The sequence below is a fragment of the uncultured Aquimarina sp. genome, assembly GCF_947495315.1.
In the GTDB taxonomy this organism is placed as follows: domain Bacteria; phylum Bacteroidota; class Bacteroidia; order Flavobacteriales; family Flavobacteriaceae; genus Aquimarina.
This window is the reverse complement of the sequence record NZ_CANLYD010000011.1, coordinates 85,284-104,333: the sequence shown is the minus strand read 5'-3', so window position 1 is coordinate 104,333 and position 19,050 is coordinate 85,284. Positions and strand designations below refer to the sequence as shown.

The 19,050-nt window shown below is 35.5% G+C and carries 14 protein-coding genes and 1 tRNA gene; 2 read left to right on the top strand and 13 right to left on the bottom strand.

Going from position 1 to position 19,050, the window contains the following annotated elements; all coding sequences use genetic code 11:
• Window positions 1-2: 2 nt before the first annotated feature.
• The 9 genes from Q0910_RS18395 to Q0910_RS18355 form a co-directional block, all read right to left on the bottom strand.
• Entirely contained in the window at window positions 3-458 is a 456-nt protein-coding gene (locus tag Q0910_RS18395) for a hypothetical protein (RefSeq protein ID WP_299219560.1), read from the bottom strand.
• Window positions 459-607: 149 nt separating this feature from the next.
• Entirely contained in the window at window positions 608-2,428 is a 1,821-nt protein-coding gene (locus Q0910_RS18390) for a cbb3-type cytochrome c oxidase subunit I (protein ID WP_299219558.1), read from the bottom strand.
• Between the two features lie 44 nt (window positions 2,429-2,472).
• Window positions 2,473-3,549 carry a cytochrome c oxidase subunit II gene (locus Q0910_RS18385; protein WP_299219556.1) on the bottom strand — a complete coding sequence of 359 codons (1,077 nt, stop codon included), beginning with the start codon at window positions 3,547-3,549 and terminating at the stop codon, window positions 2,473-2,475.
• Between the two features lie 33 nt (window positions 3,550-3,582).
• Window positions 3,583-4,911: a quinol:cytochrome C oxidoreductase gene (locus tag Q0910_RS18380; protein WP_299219553.1), complete on the bottom strand. Its 1,329-nt coding sequence runs from the start codon at window positions 4,909-4,911 to the stop codon at window positions 3,583-3,585.
• 39 nt (window positions 4,912-4,950) lie between these two features.
• Window positions 4,951-5,598: a cytochrome c gene (locus Q0910_RS18375; RefSeq protein ID WP_299219551.1), complete on the bottom strand. Its 648-nt coding sequence runs from the start codon at window positions 5,596-5,598 to the stop codon at window positions 4,951-4,953.
• A 5-nt stretch (window positions 5,599-5,603) separates the two neighbouring features.
• Window positions 5,604-6,143 carry a DUF3341 domain-containing protein gene (locus Q0910_RS18370; RefSeq protein ID WP_298314272.1) on the bottom strand — a complete coding sequence of 180 codons (540 nt, stop codon included), beginning with the start codon at window positions 6,141-6,143 and terminating at the stop codon, window positions 5,604-5,606.
• Between the two features lie 4 nt (window positions 6,144-6,147).
• A complete protein-coding gene (gene nrfD / locus Q0910_RS18365; protein WP_299219858.1) occupies window positions 6,148-7,890 on the bottom strand; it encodes an NrfD/PsrC family molybdoenzyme membrane anchor subunit in 1,743 nt (580 codons plus the stop codon).
• Between the two features lie 34 nt (window positions 7,891-7,924).
• Window positions 7,925-11,035 carry a TAT-variant-translocated molybdopterin oxidoreductase gene (locus Q0910_RS18360; RefSeq protein WP_299219549.1) on the bottom strand — a complete coding sequence of 1,037 codons (3,111 nt, stop codon included), beginning with the start codon at window positions 11,033-11,035 and terminating at the stop codon, window positions 7,925-7,927.
• 56 nt (window positions 11,036-11,091) lie between these two features.
• Window positions 11,092-12,408, bottom strand: coding sequence for a c-type cytochrome (locus Q0910_RS18355; protein WP_299219547.1), 1,317 nt, complete (start codon window positions 12,406-12,408; stop codon window positions 11,092-11,094).
• 222 nt (window positions 12,409-12,630) lie between these two features.
• Here Q0910_RS18355 and Q0910_RS18350 point away from each other — a divergent pair, with 222 nt between their 5' ends.
• Entirely contained in the window at window positions 12,631-13,083 is a 453-nt protein-coding gene (locus tag Q0910_RS18350) for an SPOR domain-containing protein (RefSeq protein ID WP_299219545.1), read from the top strand.
• A gap of 77 nt (window positions 13,084-13,160) precedes the next feature.
• Here the strand turns inward: Q0910_RS18350 and infB are convergent, their stop codons facing one another.
• Genes infB through rimP form a run of 3 tightly spaced genes read right to left on the bottom strand, consistent with a single transcriptional unit; the run spans window position 13,161 to window position 17,734 of the window.
• A complete protein-coding gene (gene infB, locus Q0910_RS18345; RefSeq protein WP_299219543.1) occupies window positions 13,161-15,977 on the bottom strand; it encodes a translation initiation factor IF-2 in 2,817 nt (938 codons plus the stop codon).
• Between the two features lie 44 nt (window positions 15,978-16,021).
• Window positions 16,022-17,254 carry a transcription termination factor NusA gene (gene nusA / locus Q0910_RS18340; protein WP_299219541.1) on the bottom strand — a complete coding sequence of 411 codons (1,233 nt, stop codon included), beginning with the start codon at window positions 17,252-17,254 and terminating at the stop codon, window positions 16,022-16,024.
• 12 nt (window positions 17,255-17,266) lie between these two features.
• Window positions 17,267-17,734, bottom strand: a complete 468-nt coding sequence (gene rimP / locus Q0910_RS18335) for a ribosome assembly cofactor RimP (RefSeq protein ID WP_299219538.1) — start codon at window positions 17,732-17,734, stop codon at window positions 17,267-17,269.
• A gap of 261 nt (window positions 17,735-17,995) precedes the next feature.
• Here rimP and Q0910_RS18330 point away from each other — a divergent pair, with 261 nt between their 5' ends.
• Window positions 17,996-18,829: a universal stress protein gene (locus Q0910_RS18330; RefSeq protein ID WP_366142682.1), complete on the top strand. Its 834-nt coding sequence runs from the start codon at window positions 17,996-17,998 to the stop codon at window positions 18,827-18,829.
• Window positions 18,830-18,889: 60 nt separating this feature from the next.
• Here Q0910_RS18330 and Q0910_RS18325 read toward each other — a convergent pair.
• Window positions 18,890-18,962 (bottom strand) — tRNA-Gln (locus Q0910_RS18325).
• Window positions 18,963-19,050 lie beyond the last annotated feature (88 nt).

Sequence of the window (19,050 nt, the reverse complement as noted above, 5' to 3'; positions counted from 1 at the left end):
TATTATTTAGTGTTAAATATTACATCTAGAGAATCAAAACTTTTAAATACTCCATCTTCTGTATTAACATTTAAGGACAGCTCTTTTTCATCCACTTTCCATTCATAATTAATTGAATTATCTCTTTGATCTATTTCTGGTTCACCGTATTTTTCAGAAAGTATTTTTTTAATACTTTCATAATCTCTTGATTCATCAAAAAACTTCAATGTCATTGTTCTTCCCCTCCATCCACTTGAAAAACTTACTTTATCAACAATAATAGAATAAAAACGTAAAAAACGTTCATCATTAAGCACAAGATCGTCATATCTATTTTCGCTTGGTAACTCATCAAAATATTCATTTAAATTAGTTTCTATTGTTATTTCTTCGAGATTTTTTATAAGACTTTTATAATCTATCTGAGCATAACTAAAAAAAGAAGCAAACAATAATAAGACCGTTATTCTATACATATCAGCAAGGGTTTAATTGATTTTTCTTTAAAATTTAATTAATAAAAAAATTCACTTTTGTGTTCTCTATCTATTTTATTAGTTTCTATTCACAAAAAAGCCTTTCCATAAAAAATGAAAAGGCTTTATATATTTTACACAAAATGCTGTTAATGATGCATTTCTTCTTCTCCATCTTGTAACGGAGTGATTTGAGAAACATAATCCTGTCCGGCAATCACATATTCACCATCTTCATTAGTCTTACTATAGTCATAAGGCCATCTGTATACGTGTGGAATCGCTCCAGGCCAATTACCATGCATATGCTCCACCGGAGTAGTCCATTCCAAAGTATTTGATTTCCAAGGATTTTGTACAGCTTTCTTTCCGTAGAATATAGAATGTATAAAGTTATATAAGAATACTAACTGCGCAGCAGCTGTAATCAATGCAAAAATTGTAATTAGTACATTAGTATCTGCTAAATCATCAAAGTATGGAAAATTACTGTTTGTATAATAACGACGAGGTAATCCAGCCATACCAATAAAATGCATAGGGAAGAATACTCCATAAGCACCTATCGCTGTCACCCAGAAATGTATATATCCAAGATTCTTATTCATCATTTTACCATACATCTTAGGAAACCAGTGATATACTCCTGCAAATAAACCATATAATGCAGAGATACCCATTACCAAGTGAAAATGCGCTACTACGAAATATGTATCGTGAACATTGATATCAAGAGTACTATCTCCAAGTATAATTCCAGTAAGACCTCCTGTAATAAATGTAGACACTAATCCTATAGAAAATAACATTGCAGGATTGAGCTGGAGATTACCTTTCCATAACGTGGTAATGTAATTAAATGCTTTTACAGCAGATGGTATTGCAATCAATAGTGTTGTAAATGTAAATACCGAACCTAAAAATGGATTCATCCCAGAAATAAACATATGGTGACCCCAAACAATTGTAGATAAAAACGCAATTGCTAAAATCGAAGCAACCATCGCTCTATATCCAAATATTGGTTTACGAGCATTTGTTGCGATAATCTCAGAGGTAATACCTAATGCGGGTAATAATACAATATATACTTCGGGGTGACCTAAGAACCAGAATAAGTGTTCAAAAAGTACAGGTGACCCTCCCTGATTATGCAATACTTCTCCAGCAATATAAATATCACTTAAATAGAATGAAGTTCCGAAACCTCTATCCATAATCAATAATAGTGCTGCAGATAATAATACTGGGAACGATACGATACCAATAATAGCGGTTACAAAGAATGCCCAAATAGTCAATGGCATACGAGTCATTGACATCCCTTTAGTACGTAAATTAATTACCGTTACTACATAGTTTAGTGACCCTAATAACGAAGACGCAATAAAAATTGCCATCGACACTAACCATAATGTCATTCCTGTACCAGATCCACCTATAGCTTGTGGTAAAGCACTCAATGGAGGATAAATTGTCCAACCAGCGGATGCAGGTCCTGCCTCTGCAAAAAGAGACAATACCATAATTATACTACTTAAGAAGAACAACCAATATGAAATCATATTTAAGAAACCTGAAGCCATATCTCTTGCTCCAATCTGTAATGGAATTAAAAGGTTACTAAATGTACCACTCAAACCAGCTGTTAATACGAAGAATACCATGATAGTACCGTGTATTGTTACCAAAGCTAAGTACATGCTTGGATCCATTACACCGTCTTCTCCAAACTTACCTAATAATACTTCGAAAATCGTAAATTTATGGTCAGGCCATGCTAATTGCATTCTAAACAATAAAGACATTGCAATACCGATAATCCCCATAATCAAACCAGTAATTAAATACTGCTTGGAGATCATTTTATGATCCTGACTAAAAATATATTTAGTTATAAATGTCTCTTTATGATGATGTCCGTGATCGTGATCTTCTTCGTGACCATCTACGTGTGCTATTGCTGACATACAGTTATTCTTTTAATAAAATATATTAATTTTTCTTTTTCTTCTTAGTTACTTGCTTGTGCAGATAATTGCTCTTTAAACGTCTGTTGCGTCTTCAACCAAGCATTATAATCTTCCTCTGACTCGACTACAATTTTCATTTGCATATTATAGTGAGAAGCACCGCAAATTTTGTTACATAGCAAATAGTACTCAAATTCATAGGTTTCCAAAGCTTCATCACCAGCTGCAACTAATTGCTTGCTTTTTTCTTTTCTGATTTTATTGATTGTAGCAACTTTTTCTACCATAAACTCGCTATTTTTCATCTCTTCAGAAGTCAAAGTAGGTGTATATGAGAACTCAGTGATCATTCCTGGCACTACATTCATTTGCGCTCTAAAAAATGGCATATATGCAGAATGCAATACATCCTGTGAACGCATTTTAAAGATTACCTTTCTGTTTACCGGTAAGTGTAATTCATTTACGATCTTATCATCCATTCCATAAGAATCTGATGCATCTAATCCAAGAGTATTCACACCTTCAATAAAACGAACATTTGCTTTCCCTAATTCATTATCTTCTCCAGCATATCGTGCTCTCCAATCAAATTGATAAGCATACAACTCAATAATTAATGGATTTCCTTCTTCTTCATCGATATTCATAATATCGGTCCAGGTAAATAATCCATATATGATTAATCCTGCTAAAACAATAACTGGAATAATTGTCCAGATAAACTCTAACTTATCATTGTCTGCAAAAAACAATGCTTTATTGTTTTTATTACCTCTATACTTATAAGAAAAGAAATGTAATAATCCTTGTGTAATAAATTGTACAATAAATATTAAGACCATTGATATAATCATCAGTCTATCATACTCAACACCATGTTCTGAAGCCGATTCAGGAAGGAAAAACGTATGATATTGCACAAAGCAATATATAGTTAAAAGGTACATGAATATTACAAAAGCAAGCATTAACTTACCTTGTAAGTTATTATCCTTGTCGTTAGCTACTTGAGAATTATCAACACCTTTAACTTGAGACAACTTCAATATTTTTGACATCTGCCATAAGGAGATTCCAATAAGCGCTATAACTACTATGGTTAAGAATACAGTCATTTTTTATCTATCTTCTTTTTTACGATCTAATTTTTAATAATGAAAGTGTTTACTTTCTTCTATATAAGGATTACCCTTAGCTAATAATGGTGCTTTGGTAAGCGCTTTGAATACTATAAATAAGAATAAACCTAAGAATAATAATACGGCACTAATTTCAGTAACACCAATGAACCAAGATTCTCCAACCGTTGCAGGCATTACCATATTAAATATGTCCACATAATGTCCACATAAAATAATGATACCAGCCATCACAACAAACCAGTTAATACGTTTGTAATCACTATTCATTAATACTAATAATGGGAAAACAAAGTTCATTACTACCATCCCAAAGAAAGGCAGCTTATAATCTTCTATACGTGTAATGAAATAGGTTACTTCTTCAGGAATATTAGAATACCAGATTAACATAAACTGAGAGAACCATAAGTATGTCCAAAATATACTTACACCGAACATAAACTTAGCTAAATCATGGATATGACTATCATTTACGAAATCCATATATCCTTTTGATTTTAAATATATCGTAATTAGTGCAATCGTAGTAATACCTGAAACAAATAAACTTGCAAAAACATACCATCCAAATAAGGTACTAAACCAGTGCGGGTCGAAACTCATAATCCAATCCCAAGAAGCCATAGACTCTGTATATATAAAGAACACTAGGAATCCGGCTGCAATCTTAAAACTCTTTTTATACCACTTATTACCAGTTGTATCTTCGTCTTGTTTTCTGGAATACTTTACAGCGAAGTGTCTATATAACATCCATCCACCTAAGAAAAATGCTGCTCTAAAAATGAACCAACCACCATTTAACCAACTAGCCTTTCCTTCTAACAATTTATCACCTACTACTTTTGTTTCGTCGGCCCACACAAATAAATGGTTCACATGAAATCCTGATAAGGCAAGTATTACAAAAAGTATAATTCCTCCAGGAACTAAATACGCTGTAATAGCTTCCATCACTCTAAATAAAACCGGAGACCATCCCGCTTGCGAAGCAAACTGGATTGCATAAAATGCCAACACACCTAATGCAATCATAAAAAAGAAAAATGCTGCTACATATAATGCTGCCCAAGGCTTATTCTGTAATTGATGTAAAGTGTGCTCATAATGAGAATCTCCACCATGTGCCTCTTCTTTAACGTGACTTTCATTTGCGTGATCTCCACTTGTTGCTTTTGCATCTCCATGTCCTCCTCCGTGAGCATCGTGCGCTGCCATCTCTTTTACATCTTCGATAGTCTTAGGAGCAGATAGAAAACCATAAGTAAGCCCTAAAGCACCTATAATCACAAGGATGATAGAAAATAATCTTAATTTACTTGATAGCGTATACATATTTATATAATATCGTTATTCTTAACTTTTACTAATGCACTAGTGTGCGTTATCGTGATTTTCTTCTGTTGCTTGATGAGGAGTTTCCTCCACTTTTACTGCTACTACATCAGAATCAATACGAGCCGTTTTGCCTTCCAAATCTGCCTTTAGTTTTTGTACATACTGTACAATCTGCCAACGTTCGTGTTCACTTGTTTGAGCAGCATAGGATCCCATTGAATTAATACCGTAGTACATTACGTGATAGATACTACCTTCTGTAATCGCTCTACCTATATCGTCATAACTAGGAACACCCAGAATCTTTTCTCTCTGAACTAGAGTTCCTTTTCCGTCTCCCTTAGCTCCGTGACAAATAGCACAGTAAATATCATACAAAGCCTTTCCTGCTTCTTCATTTTCCTTAGTGTAGCGTATTGCATTCTTTAAAGAATCTTTAGCCAATTGATAACCTTCTGTAGAATTTTCATAATCATAAGGCATCCAACCTCTCGGAATAGAACCTTCTGCTGGTAACATAGCTTCTTGACCTCCAGGAAAAACTCCGTATTGACCATAAGTTTCATAACCTACTGGTGCATACATATTAGGCATATACTGATAATTAGGTTTTGTATCTTTTTTACAAGAAACAATACTTATCATCATTATTGCTACTACTATTATATTTATACTATTCTTCATTATTACTAATGGTTATCTTCTTGCTTATCTATTACTTTAATCTCTACAGCACCTGTATTACTTAAGAAACTTGTCATCGTATCCACATCGTGATGACTAGCATCTACTTCCATTAAAAAGTGATCATCTGTAGTTCGTACATCAGGATTTTCAGCTTCTTTGAATGGCCATAATTTACTTCTCATATAAAAAGTAATTACCATTAAATGCGCAGCAAAGAATACTGTAAGTTCGAACATAATTGGAACAAAGGCCGGCATATTTTCGATATAACTAAAACTTGGTTTTCCACCTATGTTTTGAGGCCAATCTTCAATCATGATATAGTTCATCATTGTAATTGCTACCGTAAGTCCAACGCATCCGTACATAAATGCTGTGATAGCTAACCTTGTTGGAGCTAATCCCATTGCTTTATCAAGACCGTGAACAGGAAAAGGTGTGTAAACCTCTTCTATATGATAATGCTCCGCACGTACTTGCTTTACAGCGTCCATTAGGACATCATCATCTGTATATAATGCATGTATAACTTTTGATGCCATACTTCTAGTTGTTTTTTAATTTTTCAGCTTGTCCTGCCCAATCGTCGCGTTGTGCTCTTCCTGGGAAAGATCCTGTGATACTATCTAATAAATTGTATTCTGTTTCGGTCATCTTACTTACCTGATCAAAAGTATAAATACCTATCTCATTAAGTTTTTTCTCCATTACCGGACCAATACCATTAACCTTCTTAAGATCATCAGCGGTTTGAGTAGCTGCGTCGAACGTTCCTAAGTTTCCTAATAGATTATTGATATCATCCTGACTTGCTTCAGTATCTTTCGATGGAGCTTTAGTATCTGGCGATGTATCTTCTTTAATAACCTGAGCTTTTACATTAGGTAATTCATCTCTATGATCTATACCAGCTTCTCTAAGTTTTTTATATTTTTCTCCTGAAGATTTCAAAATTGTCTTTACCTCCGCTTGCGCAATCACAGGGAATGTACGAGCATATAGCAAGAATAACACAAAGAAGAATCCTATAGTTCCTATAAATATTCCGATATCTACAAATGTAGGTGAGAACATTGTCCAAGATGATGGTAAGTAATCTCTGTGAAGTGAAGTCACAATAATTACAAATCGCTCAAACCACATTCCTATGTTTACGACTATAGAAATAATAAATGAGAACATTATACTTCTTCTTAGTTTGGGGAACCACATAAACTGTGGTGAGAATACATTACAAGACATCATTGCCCAGTATGCCCACCAATAAGGTCCAGTTGCCCTGTTTAAGAATGCATATTGTTCGTACTCTACTCCAGAGTACCAAGCAACAAACAGTTCGGTTATATACGCTACACCAACTATGGAACCTGTAATCATAATTACAATGTTCATTAACTCTATGTGTTGTATAGTAATATAATTTTCAAGATTGGACACCTTTCTCATTATAATAAGAAGTGTATTTACCATTGCAAATCCTGAGAAAATCGCACCTGCCACAAAATATGGAGGGAAGATCGTTGTATGCCATCCCGGAATAACCGAGGTAGCAAAGTCAAAAGATACAATCGTATGTACAGAAAGTACTAGCGGAGTTGCTAAACCTGCAAGTACCAAAGATACTTCTTCAAAACGTTGCCAATCCTTAGCTCTACCACTCCATCCAAATGAAAGGATGCTATATATCTTTTTATTAAAAGGTGTGATTGCACGGTCTCTGATCATTGCAAAATCAGGTAATAAACCAGTCCACCAAAATACTAATGATACCGAAAGATAGGTTGAAATTGCAAATACATCCCAAAGTAATGGTGAGTTAAAGTTTACCCACAAAGAACCAAACTGATTCGGAATAGGTAATACCCAATACGCTAACCAAGGACGTCCCATATGTATGATTGGGAATAAACCTGCCTGAATAACTGAAAATATAGTCATTGCTTCCGCAGATCTATTTATCGCCATTCTCCATTTTTGACGGAATAACAATAGTACTGCCGAAATTAAAGTTCCAGCGTGACCAATACCTACCCACCAAACAAAGTTGGTAATATCCCAGGCCCATCCTACTGTTTTATTTAATCCCCAGGTTCCAATACCTGTAGATACTGTGTAAATTATACAACCTATTCCCCATAGGAAAGCAAAAAGAGCGATAGAAAACACAATCCACCAAGATTTATTTGCTTTACCTTCAACTGGTGCAGCAACATCCACAGTTACATCGTGGTACGTTTTATCGCCAGTTACTAAAGGTTTTCTTATAGGTGCTTCGTAATGAGACATAATCCTTTATAATTGAATTGATTCTTTATTTAGTTAATTAGGCTTCCGTAGTATTTCTTACTTTCGTCTGATACATCACATTCGGTTTAGTACCTACGTGCTCCAGTAAGTGATACATACGTTTATCCTCTGTTAATTTAGCTACTTCACTATCCTTGTCATTGATATCACCAAATGTCATAGCTCCTGACGAACAAGCTGCTGAACAAGCAGTTTGAAATTCTCCATCCTTGATAGCTCTTCCATCTCTCTTAGCATCCAAAATTGTTTTTTGAGTCATTTGGATACACATAGAACATTTCTCCATCACCCCTCTAGAACGAACGGTAACATCAGGATTTAATACCATACGACCTAAGTCGTTATTCATATGATAATCAAACTCGTCATTTTCATTATACAAGAACCAGTTAAATCTACGTACTTTATATGGGCAGTTGTTTGCACAATATCTAGTACCTACACAACGGTTATATGCCATATGGTTCTGACCTTGTCTTCCGTGAGATGTTGCCGCAACTGGACAAACAGTTTCACAAGGTGCGTGATTACAGTGTTGACACATTACTGGTTGGAATGCAACTTCTGGATTATCAGAAGGTACTTCCATCTCTCCAAACTCAGACAAAGAGCTTCCTAACCCTTTCATGTTATTTTTCTTTTGATTATCGCCATCAAAGCTATCTTCTGAAGAATAATAACGGTCTATACGTAACCAATGCATATCACGAGATCTACGAATCTCTGATTTACCTACAACAGGAACATTATTTTCCGCGTGACAAGCAATCACACAAGCTCCACATCCAGTACATGCATTTAAGTCTATAGAAAGATTGAAATGATGCCCAATTGAACGATCAAATTCATCCCAAAGATCAACTTCCGGAGAAGTCACTTCATATTCTATATGATTCTTACTCACTTCTGGAATTGCGTTCCATTCGTGCTTATCTTTTGTATTGAAAATTTCAAGAGTCGTTTCTTTGATGATATCACCGCGACCCATTAACGTATTGTGCAATTGTACACATGCAAACTCATGTGTACCTTCAGCTTTTGCCAATGTAACAGATTGAACTGCATTCTGATTTTGATATAAAGCATATGCATTTACACCAACTTGCATTTCTTCTTTAAGTCCAGCTTTCTTACCATATCCTAAAGCTAAACCTACAGATCCTTGAGCTTGTCCTGGTTGTATAATTACTGGTGCAGTTACATTAACTCCATTAACCGTAACAGTAGCATAACTTCCATTTAAAGCACCATTAGCTACATTCTCATTTATCAACTCTAAAGATTCCGCGTCCGCTCTGGATACAGTTAAATAGTTATCCCAAGATGCTCTGGTAATTGGATCTGGCATCTCTTGTAACCAAGGATTGTTTGCCTGCTGTCCATCACCTAATGCGGTTTTTGTATATAATGTAAGTTCTAGTCCGTTTGATTTTGCTGTAGACAATCTTCTCGCCGCAGCTCCAACATTAGGACCAACTGGAACCTCTGTTTCTGTAGTATCTCCTTCTGGGGTAGCAATAGCAGTTTCTAATGACTCCTTTGCTAATACTGGTTTCACCAATACTCCATCATGTAACGCTTGATTCCAAGAAGTTCCACCAAGAACACCTGTCCAAGCACTTTTGATATAATCGTTATACGAAGCAGTATTTCCAGTCCACTTTAATAATGTTTCCTGAAACTGTCTTGTATCAAATAAAGGTCGAATAGTAGGCTGCATTAAACTGTAGCTACCTTTCTTTAATTCAACATCTCCCCAAGACTCTAAATAATGAGGGGTTGTGGCAATATAATTACAACTTGAAGCAGTTTCATCATCATGCATACTAAATGCTACTGATACATCCACTTTTTCTAAACCTGCTTTAAACTCAGCCGCATTAGCAAGAGAGTATACTGGATTAACACCTGCAATCAAAAGACCTCCAACACGTCCTGCGTTCATATCTTTTACTAACTGAGCAACTGCTTTTGCATTACCCTGACGTATTTTTCGTGGTGTACTCTCGTTAAAAGCTTTACTACTAATATGCTTATTAATAGCTAAAACCAATAATTGCGCATCTACATCCTGAATTCCCGAAACAACAACAGCGTTACTTCCGGCTTTCTGAATTTGTTTAGCTGCTTTTACAACCGCTGCATCCAATTCAGCATCTAACGATCCTTTAGATCCAGCACCTGTTACATATTTATATAATGCTGCTAACACCTGTTTTTGTTGCGTAGGTGTTGCTTTAATTCTTTTATCAGCATTTGCTCCGGAAAGTGACATATTTGCCTCAAAATGAATATGCCTAGACATTTTTCCATTTTTTGGAATACGCCCTTTAGCATAACCAGAATCATATCCTCCACCTTGCCAATCTCCTAAGAAATCTGCCGCAACACTAACAATAGTATTTACTTTAGAAAAATCATAATCCGCTAGCGCTCTTTCACCATACATCATCTCATATGCGTCCAAAGCTTCACTAGAAGAAACAGCATCATACACAACGTGAGAAACATTGCTGTATTTAGCTTTGAATTCTGCTATTAGCTTAGAAGTTGAAGGACTAGCAAAAGTCTGAGTCAATAAAACAATTTGTTTACCACCAAGACTGTTTAGTTTAGCACCTACTTCTTTATCAAGTTCTTCCCAACTAATATCTTCTCCAGCTTTTTTAGGACCTTGTATACGAGAACTGTCATACAATGACAGAACAGACGCGTGAACCCTAGCATTTGCTTCTCCATTAGAAGTAGCTAGATTATTATTCTCTACTTTTATTGGACGACCTTCTCTTGTCTTAATTAAAACACTTGCAAAATCAAAACCGTCAGCAATTGTAGTTGCATAATAGTTAGCAACACCAGGAACAATTCTTTCTGGTTGCACAACATAAGGTATTGATTTAATCACTGGTCCTTCACAAGCTGCTAAAGATGCAGCTGCTGTACTAAAACCTACATATTTAAGAAAATCACGACGTGAAGTCGAAGAATTTTCCAGAGATGACTTATCTCCTAAAAACTCATCCGTAGGAATCTCCTGAACGAACTCATTTTGTTGTAGCGTCTCAACAATAGAGCTATTTTCTTTTAGCTCTTCAACACTTTTCCAGTATTTCTTGTTTGATGACATATATAATTGATATTAGCTTCTTACTTATTTTCTCGCTTAAACGAATAAATCATTTATTAATAATGGCATTTACCACATTCCAGTCCACCCATTTGAGCAGCGGTTAGTTTATCTACTCCATACTTCTTAGACAATTCTGAATGAATCTTTTCATAATATTCATTGCCTTCTACTTTCACGTTGGTTTCTCTGTGACAATTAATACACCATCCCATAGTTAAAGGAGCATGTTGATACATAATCTCCATCTCTTCTACAGGTCCGTGACATTTCTGACACTCTATCCCTGCAACACTTACGTGTTGAGAATGATTAAAGTATGCGAAATCAGGAAGATTATGAATACGAACCCACTTCACAGGTTCCGTATCCCCTGTATACGATTGCGTGTTTTCATCCCAACCTACAGCTTTATATAGTTTCTTAATCTCTCCATCATAAAACTCTTTAGAGTAATCAGCAGTTGCAGTAGCATCCGCAACCTCACTAATAGACTTATGACAGTTCATACACACATTTAGTGAAGGAATCCCCGAATGCTTAGATACTCTTGCAGAAGAGTGACAATACTTACATTCTATCTTATTATCTCCAGCGTGAATCTTATGTGAATAATGAATTGGCTGAATCGGCATATATCCTTGATCAACTCCTACCTGCATAAAGTAACCATACACAAAGTATCCACTAGCCAACAATAAGAATATTGCTGTTACCAAAACTAAAAATTGATTTTGTACAAATGCTTTCCAGATTGGAGTTCTAGCTTCTGCCTCTGGCAATTCAACACCATTTGCTTCTGCAAAGGATCTCAATGTTTTATTTACCAAGAACAAAACAACCAACAACATTAAAAACACTAACGCTAATGCCGCTAAAACAAGATTAGTGGAAACTCCTGAGTCTGATGCTTCTACTGTTTTTTCCCCTGGAGGTAGAGGAGGTGGATCCGCTTTCGGAACCATAACATAAGACAAGATATTATCTATATCCGTGTTGGTTAACTGCGGAAAAGCATTCATAGCAGTTTTGTTGTACTCTTCGTAAATAGCAATCGCCTGAGCATCACCAGAAGCTATCATCGCTGCACTATTCTTAATCCAAGAATACAGCCATTCTCTTTCATACTTGTCTGCCACTCCAAAAAGCGCTGGACCTGTCATTTTTTTATAACGCTTATGACAAGCAGCACAAAGCGATTTAAATAATGCTTCTCCTTTAGCCACATCTCCACCTGCGGTAGATTCTGCAGCAACAGCTTCAGCAGATACTGCTTCTTCCTGAGCAAAAACTGGATTCAATAAAGAGAACAAAAAAACAGTTCCTAGAAGTAGGAGTTTTGAGGCTGAATTTCGGTATTTCACCTGTTTCATATTATTAAGTAGAATTATCGTCTAAATTTTGGTATGGTTTTTTCACTATTTGCAAAAAACAGGTAAAAACCACGTCCATTTAATTCGACAGCAAAAGTACTATAATAAGTCGATTTTAGAAATGTTAGCGAACTGTTAAGTGCTAATTTATAACAATTCTAAATAATATTTTTGAAGGAATTTGAGTTATTAAACTTTACCTTTGTATCAAATCTATTTGTAATGAGAATTTTAAATAAAAAAAACAACCTTTTACTACTAGGTTTTTGTTTTACAGGAATCACTTATCTAAGCGCACAAGACTCTACGAATTCTGATAATCCGTCGGTTTTTACCACAATAGAGATGACTCCTCCTTCAGAACCAATTGTAACCATCAACCAAGATCCAAGGATCAAACAACTGCTGGACATCAAGACGAAAATGGACAAAGACGGCGTACTTAGCGAGAATTACAGAATCCAATTATATAATGGAAATATGAATGAAGCTCAAAAGGTCCTAAAAAAAGCAGAAGCAACTTTTCCACAATGGAGAACTGATATAAAATGGGAAACTCCAGATTTTAAAGTTTGGATCGGCAACTACCGAAGTAAACTAGAAACAGATAGAGCTTTAAAAGACATCAAAAAAGAATTTGCGGGTGCATTTCCTTTTAAACCGGAAAAAAAATAAACATCATTACACTTTAAAAAAACAAAAAGCCCGATCATATGATCGGGCTTTTTCTATATTATTTATTACTTAAAGTTCTATAATTTTTTCTTCACAGCTACTTCCTGGAAAGATTCAATTACATCTCCTATTTTAATATCATTATAATTCTTGACTTGCAATCCACAATCGTATCCTTTCGATACTTCTTTTGCATCATCCTTAAATCTCTTTAAAGAAGACAACTCTCCAGTAAACACAACTACACCTTCACGGATTAGTCGTATCCCAGCATTACGGATTATCTTACCGGTTTGTACCATACAACCTGCAATAGTACCAACTTTAGAAATTTTAAATGTTTCTCTGATCTCTGCTGTACCTGTAATCTCCTCCTTCATCACTGGAGAAAGCATACCTTCCATTGCATCTTTCAGATCATTGATCGCATCGTAAATAATCGAATATGTTCTGATATCGATTTCTTCTTTATCCGCAACCTGACGGGCATTACCAGCAGGCCTTACATTAAACCCAATTATGATCGCATCAGAAGCTGAAGCTAATAAAACATCACTCTCTGTAATAGCTCCAACAGCTTTATGAATAATATTTACATGAATTTCTTCAGTAGATAATTTTTGGAAAGAATCCGTTAAAGCCTCCACAGAACCATCCACATCACCCTTAAGGATAATATTTAATTCTTTAAAGTCTCCAAGAGCGATTCGACGTCCAATCTCGTCAAGTGTAATATGTCGTTGTGTTCTTACAGACTGCTCTCTGTGTAATTGAGCTCTTTTAGACGCTATATCCTTAGCTTCTCTTTCATCTTCTAATACACTAAATTTATCACCTGCTTGTGGCGCACCATCGAGACCTAAAATTGAAACCGGAGTAGATGGTCCTGCTTCTTTAACATTATTACCTCGTTCATCTTGCATCGCCTTCACCTTACCACTATTCTTACCAGCTAATACATAATCTCCAACACGCAAGGTTCCTGTTTGTACCAAAATTGTAGATACATATCCTCTACCTTTATCAAGGAAAGCTTCCACCACTGTACCTGAAGCAAATCGATCTGGATTAGCCTTCAATTCTAGGATTTCAGCTTCTAGCAATACTTTCTCTAAAAGTTCCTTAACTCCTTGTCCGGTTTTAGCAGAGATATCGTGGGATTGAATTTTTCCACCCCAATCTTCTACCAATAAATTCATAGAAGCCAACTTCTCTTTTATCTTTTCCGGATTAGCTTCCGGTCTATCTACCTTGTTTATTGCGAAAATAATTGGAACTCCTGCAGCCTGCGCATGACTAATTGCTTCTTTGGTCTGCGGCATTACATCATCATCTGCCGCTATCACAATAATAGCTAAATCAGTAACCTGAGCACCACGAGCACGCATCGCCGTAAACGCTTCGTGACCTGGTGTATCCAAAAATGCTATCTTTTGTCCATTTTCCAACTGCACACCATACGCACCAATGTGCTGAGTAATCCCACCACTTTCTCCTGCAATTACATTCTCTTCACGGATGTAATCCAGTAAGGATGTTTTACCGTGATCTACGTGCCCCATTACAGTAACAATAGGCGCTCTTAAAACAAGATCTTCTGGTGCATCAACAATTTCTTCAATTGACTCTTCTATATCTGAAGTTACAAAATCTACTTCATAACCAAATTCATCCGCAACAATAGATAATGTCTCAGCATCCAGACGTTGATTCATGGTAACCATTATACCAAGTGACATACAAGCTGAAATCACCTGAGTCGTAGGAACATCCATCATAGTCGCAACCTCTGAAACAGTAACAAATTCTGTTACCTTTAATACTTTGCTTTCTTGTTCTTGCTGAGCTACATCATCTTCCGCTTTTTGACGGTGTTGATCACGCTTATCTCTACGATATTTTGCTGCTTTAGATTTATTTGATTTCCCTTGAAGTTTTTCAAGAGTTTCTCTAACCTGCTTTTGTACTTCTTCTTCGCTTGGCTCTTCTTTAACAATAGCTGGTCTTTTTCCTTTTGCAGGGCCACGATTTCCGGGACCACGATTTCCAGGACCACGGTTTCCAGGACCACGGTTTCCACCTCTATTACCAGGTCCTCCAGATTTAGCCGCACCCTCTTTACTAATTCTTCTACGACGCTTTTTTGCATCTCCGTCAGAAGATTTATCAGATTTTTCTTCTTTCTTTTTAGGCGGTTTCTGAAATTTAGTTAAATCAATTTTTTGGCCTGTAAAATTAGGTCCATCTAATTTTTTATACTGTGTTTCGACCTTAACCGGCTCTGCCTGAACATCTGGTTCCTGAGGGGCTGCAGCCTCTTTTTTTGCAGTAGGTTGCTCTGCAGGTTTTGCAGCCTTCTTCTGCTCTAAATCAATAGGAGCAACTTTCGCGATTTTTATACCTTTTTTTGCAGGTCTATTAGAAACCACTTCAGGTTCCTGGACTTGCTCCTTTTCTTTTTCTTTTACCTCTTCCTTCTTAGGAACTTCTGCTGCTTCTGTTGCTTCTTTTTCTTCGGACTGTTCAGCAACTTCTTCCTTCTTATCCAATTCAATCTTACCTACTTGCTTAGGTCCTGTTAATTGGGCTTTAGCTTTTACAACTTCACGGGCTTCAGCACGCTTGCGTCTTTCTTCCTGCTCTGTCTCAATCTGCACTCGAAGCGCTTCCTTCTCTTTTCTTTTCTCCTCACCAACCTCTTTTGAAGCCACCTTCTTACTCTTGTCTGTCTGGAACTCATCAAACAACAGCTGATAGATCTCTGCAGAAATTTTTGTGGTAGGACGCGAGTCTATCTCATGACCTTTTGAATTCAAAAAGTCAACAGCCCGATCTAGCGAGATATTGAATTCGCGTAATACCTTATTTAATCTCATTGTTTTTGCTTCAGCCATAAATGCCTTTTATTTTATGCTCAAATATAAATTAATTGAAGTTATTAATCTTCAAATTCTGATTTTAATATTCTAATAACTTCACCTACAGTCTCTTCCTCAAGATCTGTTCTTTTTACTAAATCTTTAATATCTTGTTCTAAAATACTCTTAGCTGTATCTAATCCTATTTTAGCAAATTCTTCTATGATCCAAGGTTCTATTTCATCAGAAAACTCTGATAATTCAACATCTTCCTCTACTCCTTCTCTAAATACATCTATTTCATACCCTGTTAACTGACCTGCTAATCTTATATTATGACCACCACGCCCAATTGCTTTAGAAACTTCTTCAGGTTTTAGCATTACTTCTGCACGACCACCCTCTTCATTTAACTTAATAGATGTTACTCTCGCCGGACTTAATGCCCTAGTAATATATAGTTGTAAATTATTTGTGTAATTAATCACATCTATATTTTCATTTCCTAGCTCTCTAACAATCCCATGAATACGAGACCCTTTCATACCAACACAAGCTCCTACTGGATCAATTCTATCATCATATGAATCTACAGCAACCTTCGCTTTTTCACCAGGTATTCTAACCACTTTTTTAACAGTAATTAAACCATCAAAAACCTCTGGTATCTCAGATTCAAATAATTTCTCTAAAAACAAAGGAGAAGTTCTAGACATTATAATTGCAGGTTTATTACCTTTTAACTCCACAGATTCAATCACCCCTCTTACATTCTCTCCTTTTCTGAAAAAATCAGATGGTATCTGCCTGTCTTTTGGCAAAATAATTTCATTACCTTCATCATCTAACAAAATGATTGCTCTATGACGAATATGATGCACCTCTGCAGTATATATCTCTCCTTCTAATTCTTTAAATTGCTTATAAATATTAGTATTATCGTGTTCATGTATTTTAGAAATTAAATTTTGACGTAATGCCAAAATCGAACGTCTTCCTAAATCTATTAATTTAACTTCCTGAGAAACATCTTCTCCTATTTCAAAGTCAGGCTCTATCTTTTGAGCCTCAGAAAGAGATATTTCCTGATTTCCATCTTCTACTTCTCCATCAGCAACTACAATACGGTTTCTCCAAATTTCTAAATCTCCCTTATCAGGGTTTATAATGATATCGAAATTATCATCACTACCAAATTTCTTTTTTAATGCATTTCTAAACACATCTTCTAAGATCGCCATTAGCGTAACACGATCGATTAACTTATCATCCTTAAATTCTGAAAATGAATCTATTAATGCGATGTTTTCCATATCAATTTATAATTAAAATGTTATCATAACTTTTGCTTCTTGTATTTCTTTGTACGGAACACAAGCTTCCTTTGTTACAGTTATTTTTCCTTTACCCACTGGTTTCGGTTCTCTGGTTTTCCAAACCAATGTTATATTATCATCCGTCACAGAAGTCAATTCACCTTCAATAGTAGTATTTTCCTCTGTCTTAATTTTTAATTTTCTTCCTATATTCTTCTTATACTGGCGCTGATGCGTTAGTCCTTCAGAAACTCCCGCAGACATTACCTGCAATGAAAAATCTTCCTCTTCACGATCCAGATTATGCTCAATTGCTCTGCTCACAGCTATGCAATCTTCTACCGTCACACCTTCATCACCATCAATGATGATCTCAATACTATTACCTGGTTGTATTTTTTGATCAATCAAAAAAAGCGTGGACCTTTCTTCAAGGGCTTCTTCTAATAAACTCTTAACTTTATCTTTTAATGACATAAGTAGATAAAAAGAGGGGACTTTTCGTCCCCTCAATCTGGTTTTTTAATTTCAACGGTGCAAAGATAGTAATAATATCTTAGATTCAAAACCTAGTTAAGAATGAATTTATTCGTAATTTTAAATGACTATTAGGGGATTACCTCTATAATTTATCTAAAACAATACTTATAAGACATATTATAGCATAGCCCTTCCTTTAACCAAAAAATGAAATAAAATTGTCATTTTATTGACGAATTTTCCTAAACACAATTAATCATGATCAAAAAAATTCTAGTACCTACAGATTTTTCTTCTCAAGCCGAAAGCGCACTTAAAGTAGCGGCGCAAATAGCAAAAAAAAATGACTGTCAAATTTATCTTTTACATATTTTAGAAATGCCAGTTCATTTAGTCGACTTAATGTCTTCTGGAGCTTCTGCTCCTGCACCAGAAGCTATTTTTTTCATGAAGCAAACTCATAAAAAGTTTGAGGAAGTCATGGGCAGTGATTACTTACAAGGTCTAGAAATAATTGAAACAGTAAGTTTTGAAGATGTACTTCATGGCATTATGGATTCTTGTAAAAAAAATGATATCGATATGATTATCATGGGATCCCATGGCTCCTCAGGATTTGAAGAGTTATTTATTGGATCAAACGCTGAGAAAGTAGTTCGAACATCTGAAAAGCCAGTATTGGTTATCAAAGAGGATTGCGAAATTTTTAATGTCAATGATATTGTTTATGCTACAAATTTTGATGATGAAGACAAACCTTCTTTAATTGCAGCTCATGAATTTGCAAAGCAATTAAACGCAAAACTTCATTTATTATGGATAAACACCGCCAATAGTTTTAAAACCACAAGCGAAACCGAGGAGAAAATGAATTTAATGATCGCCGACCTTCCTATTGACAACTACACTTTAAACATTTATAATGACATTAATGTAGAGAAGGGAATTCTAAATTTTGCAAATTCTGTAGATGCTGGCTTGATAGGAATCAGCACACACGGAAGAAAAGGGTTATCTCACTTTATAAATGGAAGTCTTGGCGAAGATGTAGTAAATCATGCTAAAAGACCTGTTTTAACTTTTAAAATATAAAACACATAATTTACATCAATAAAAAAAGGAGCAACATTAAATTTGTTGCTCCTTTTTAAGTTGGTCTACTAGGGCTCGAACCTAGACTCTTCTGGACCAAAACCAGACGTGTTGCCAGTTACACCATAGACCAATGTATCTTTGCGGGTGCAAATTTAATATATTCTTTTTGGTCTGCAAACATTTTTTTTAAAAAATTTACTTTGTATTTGTTTTTTAAC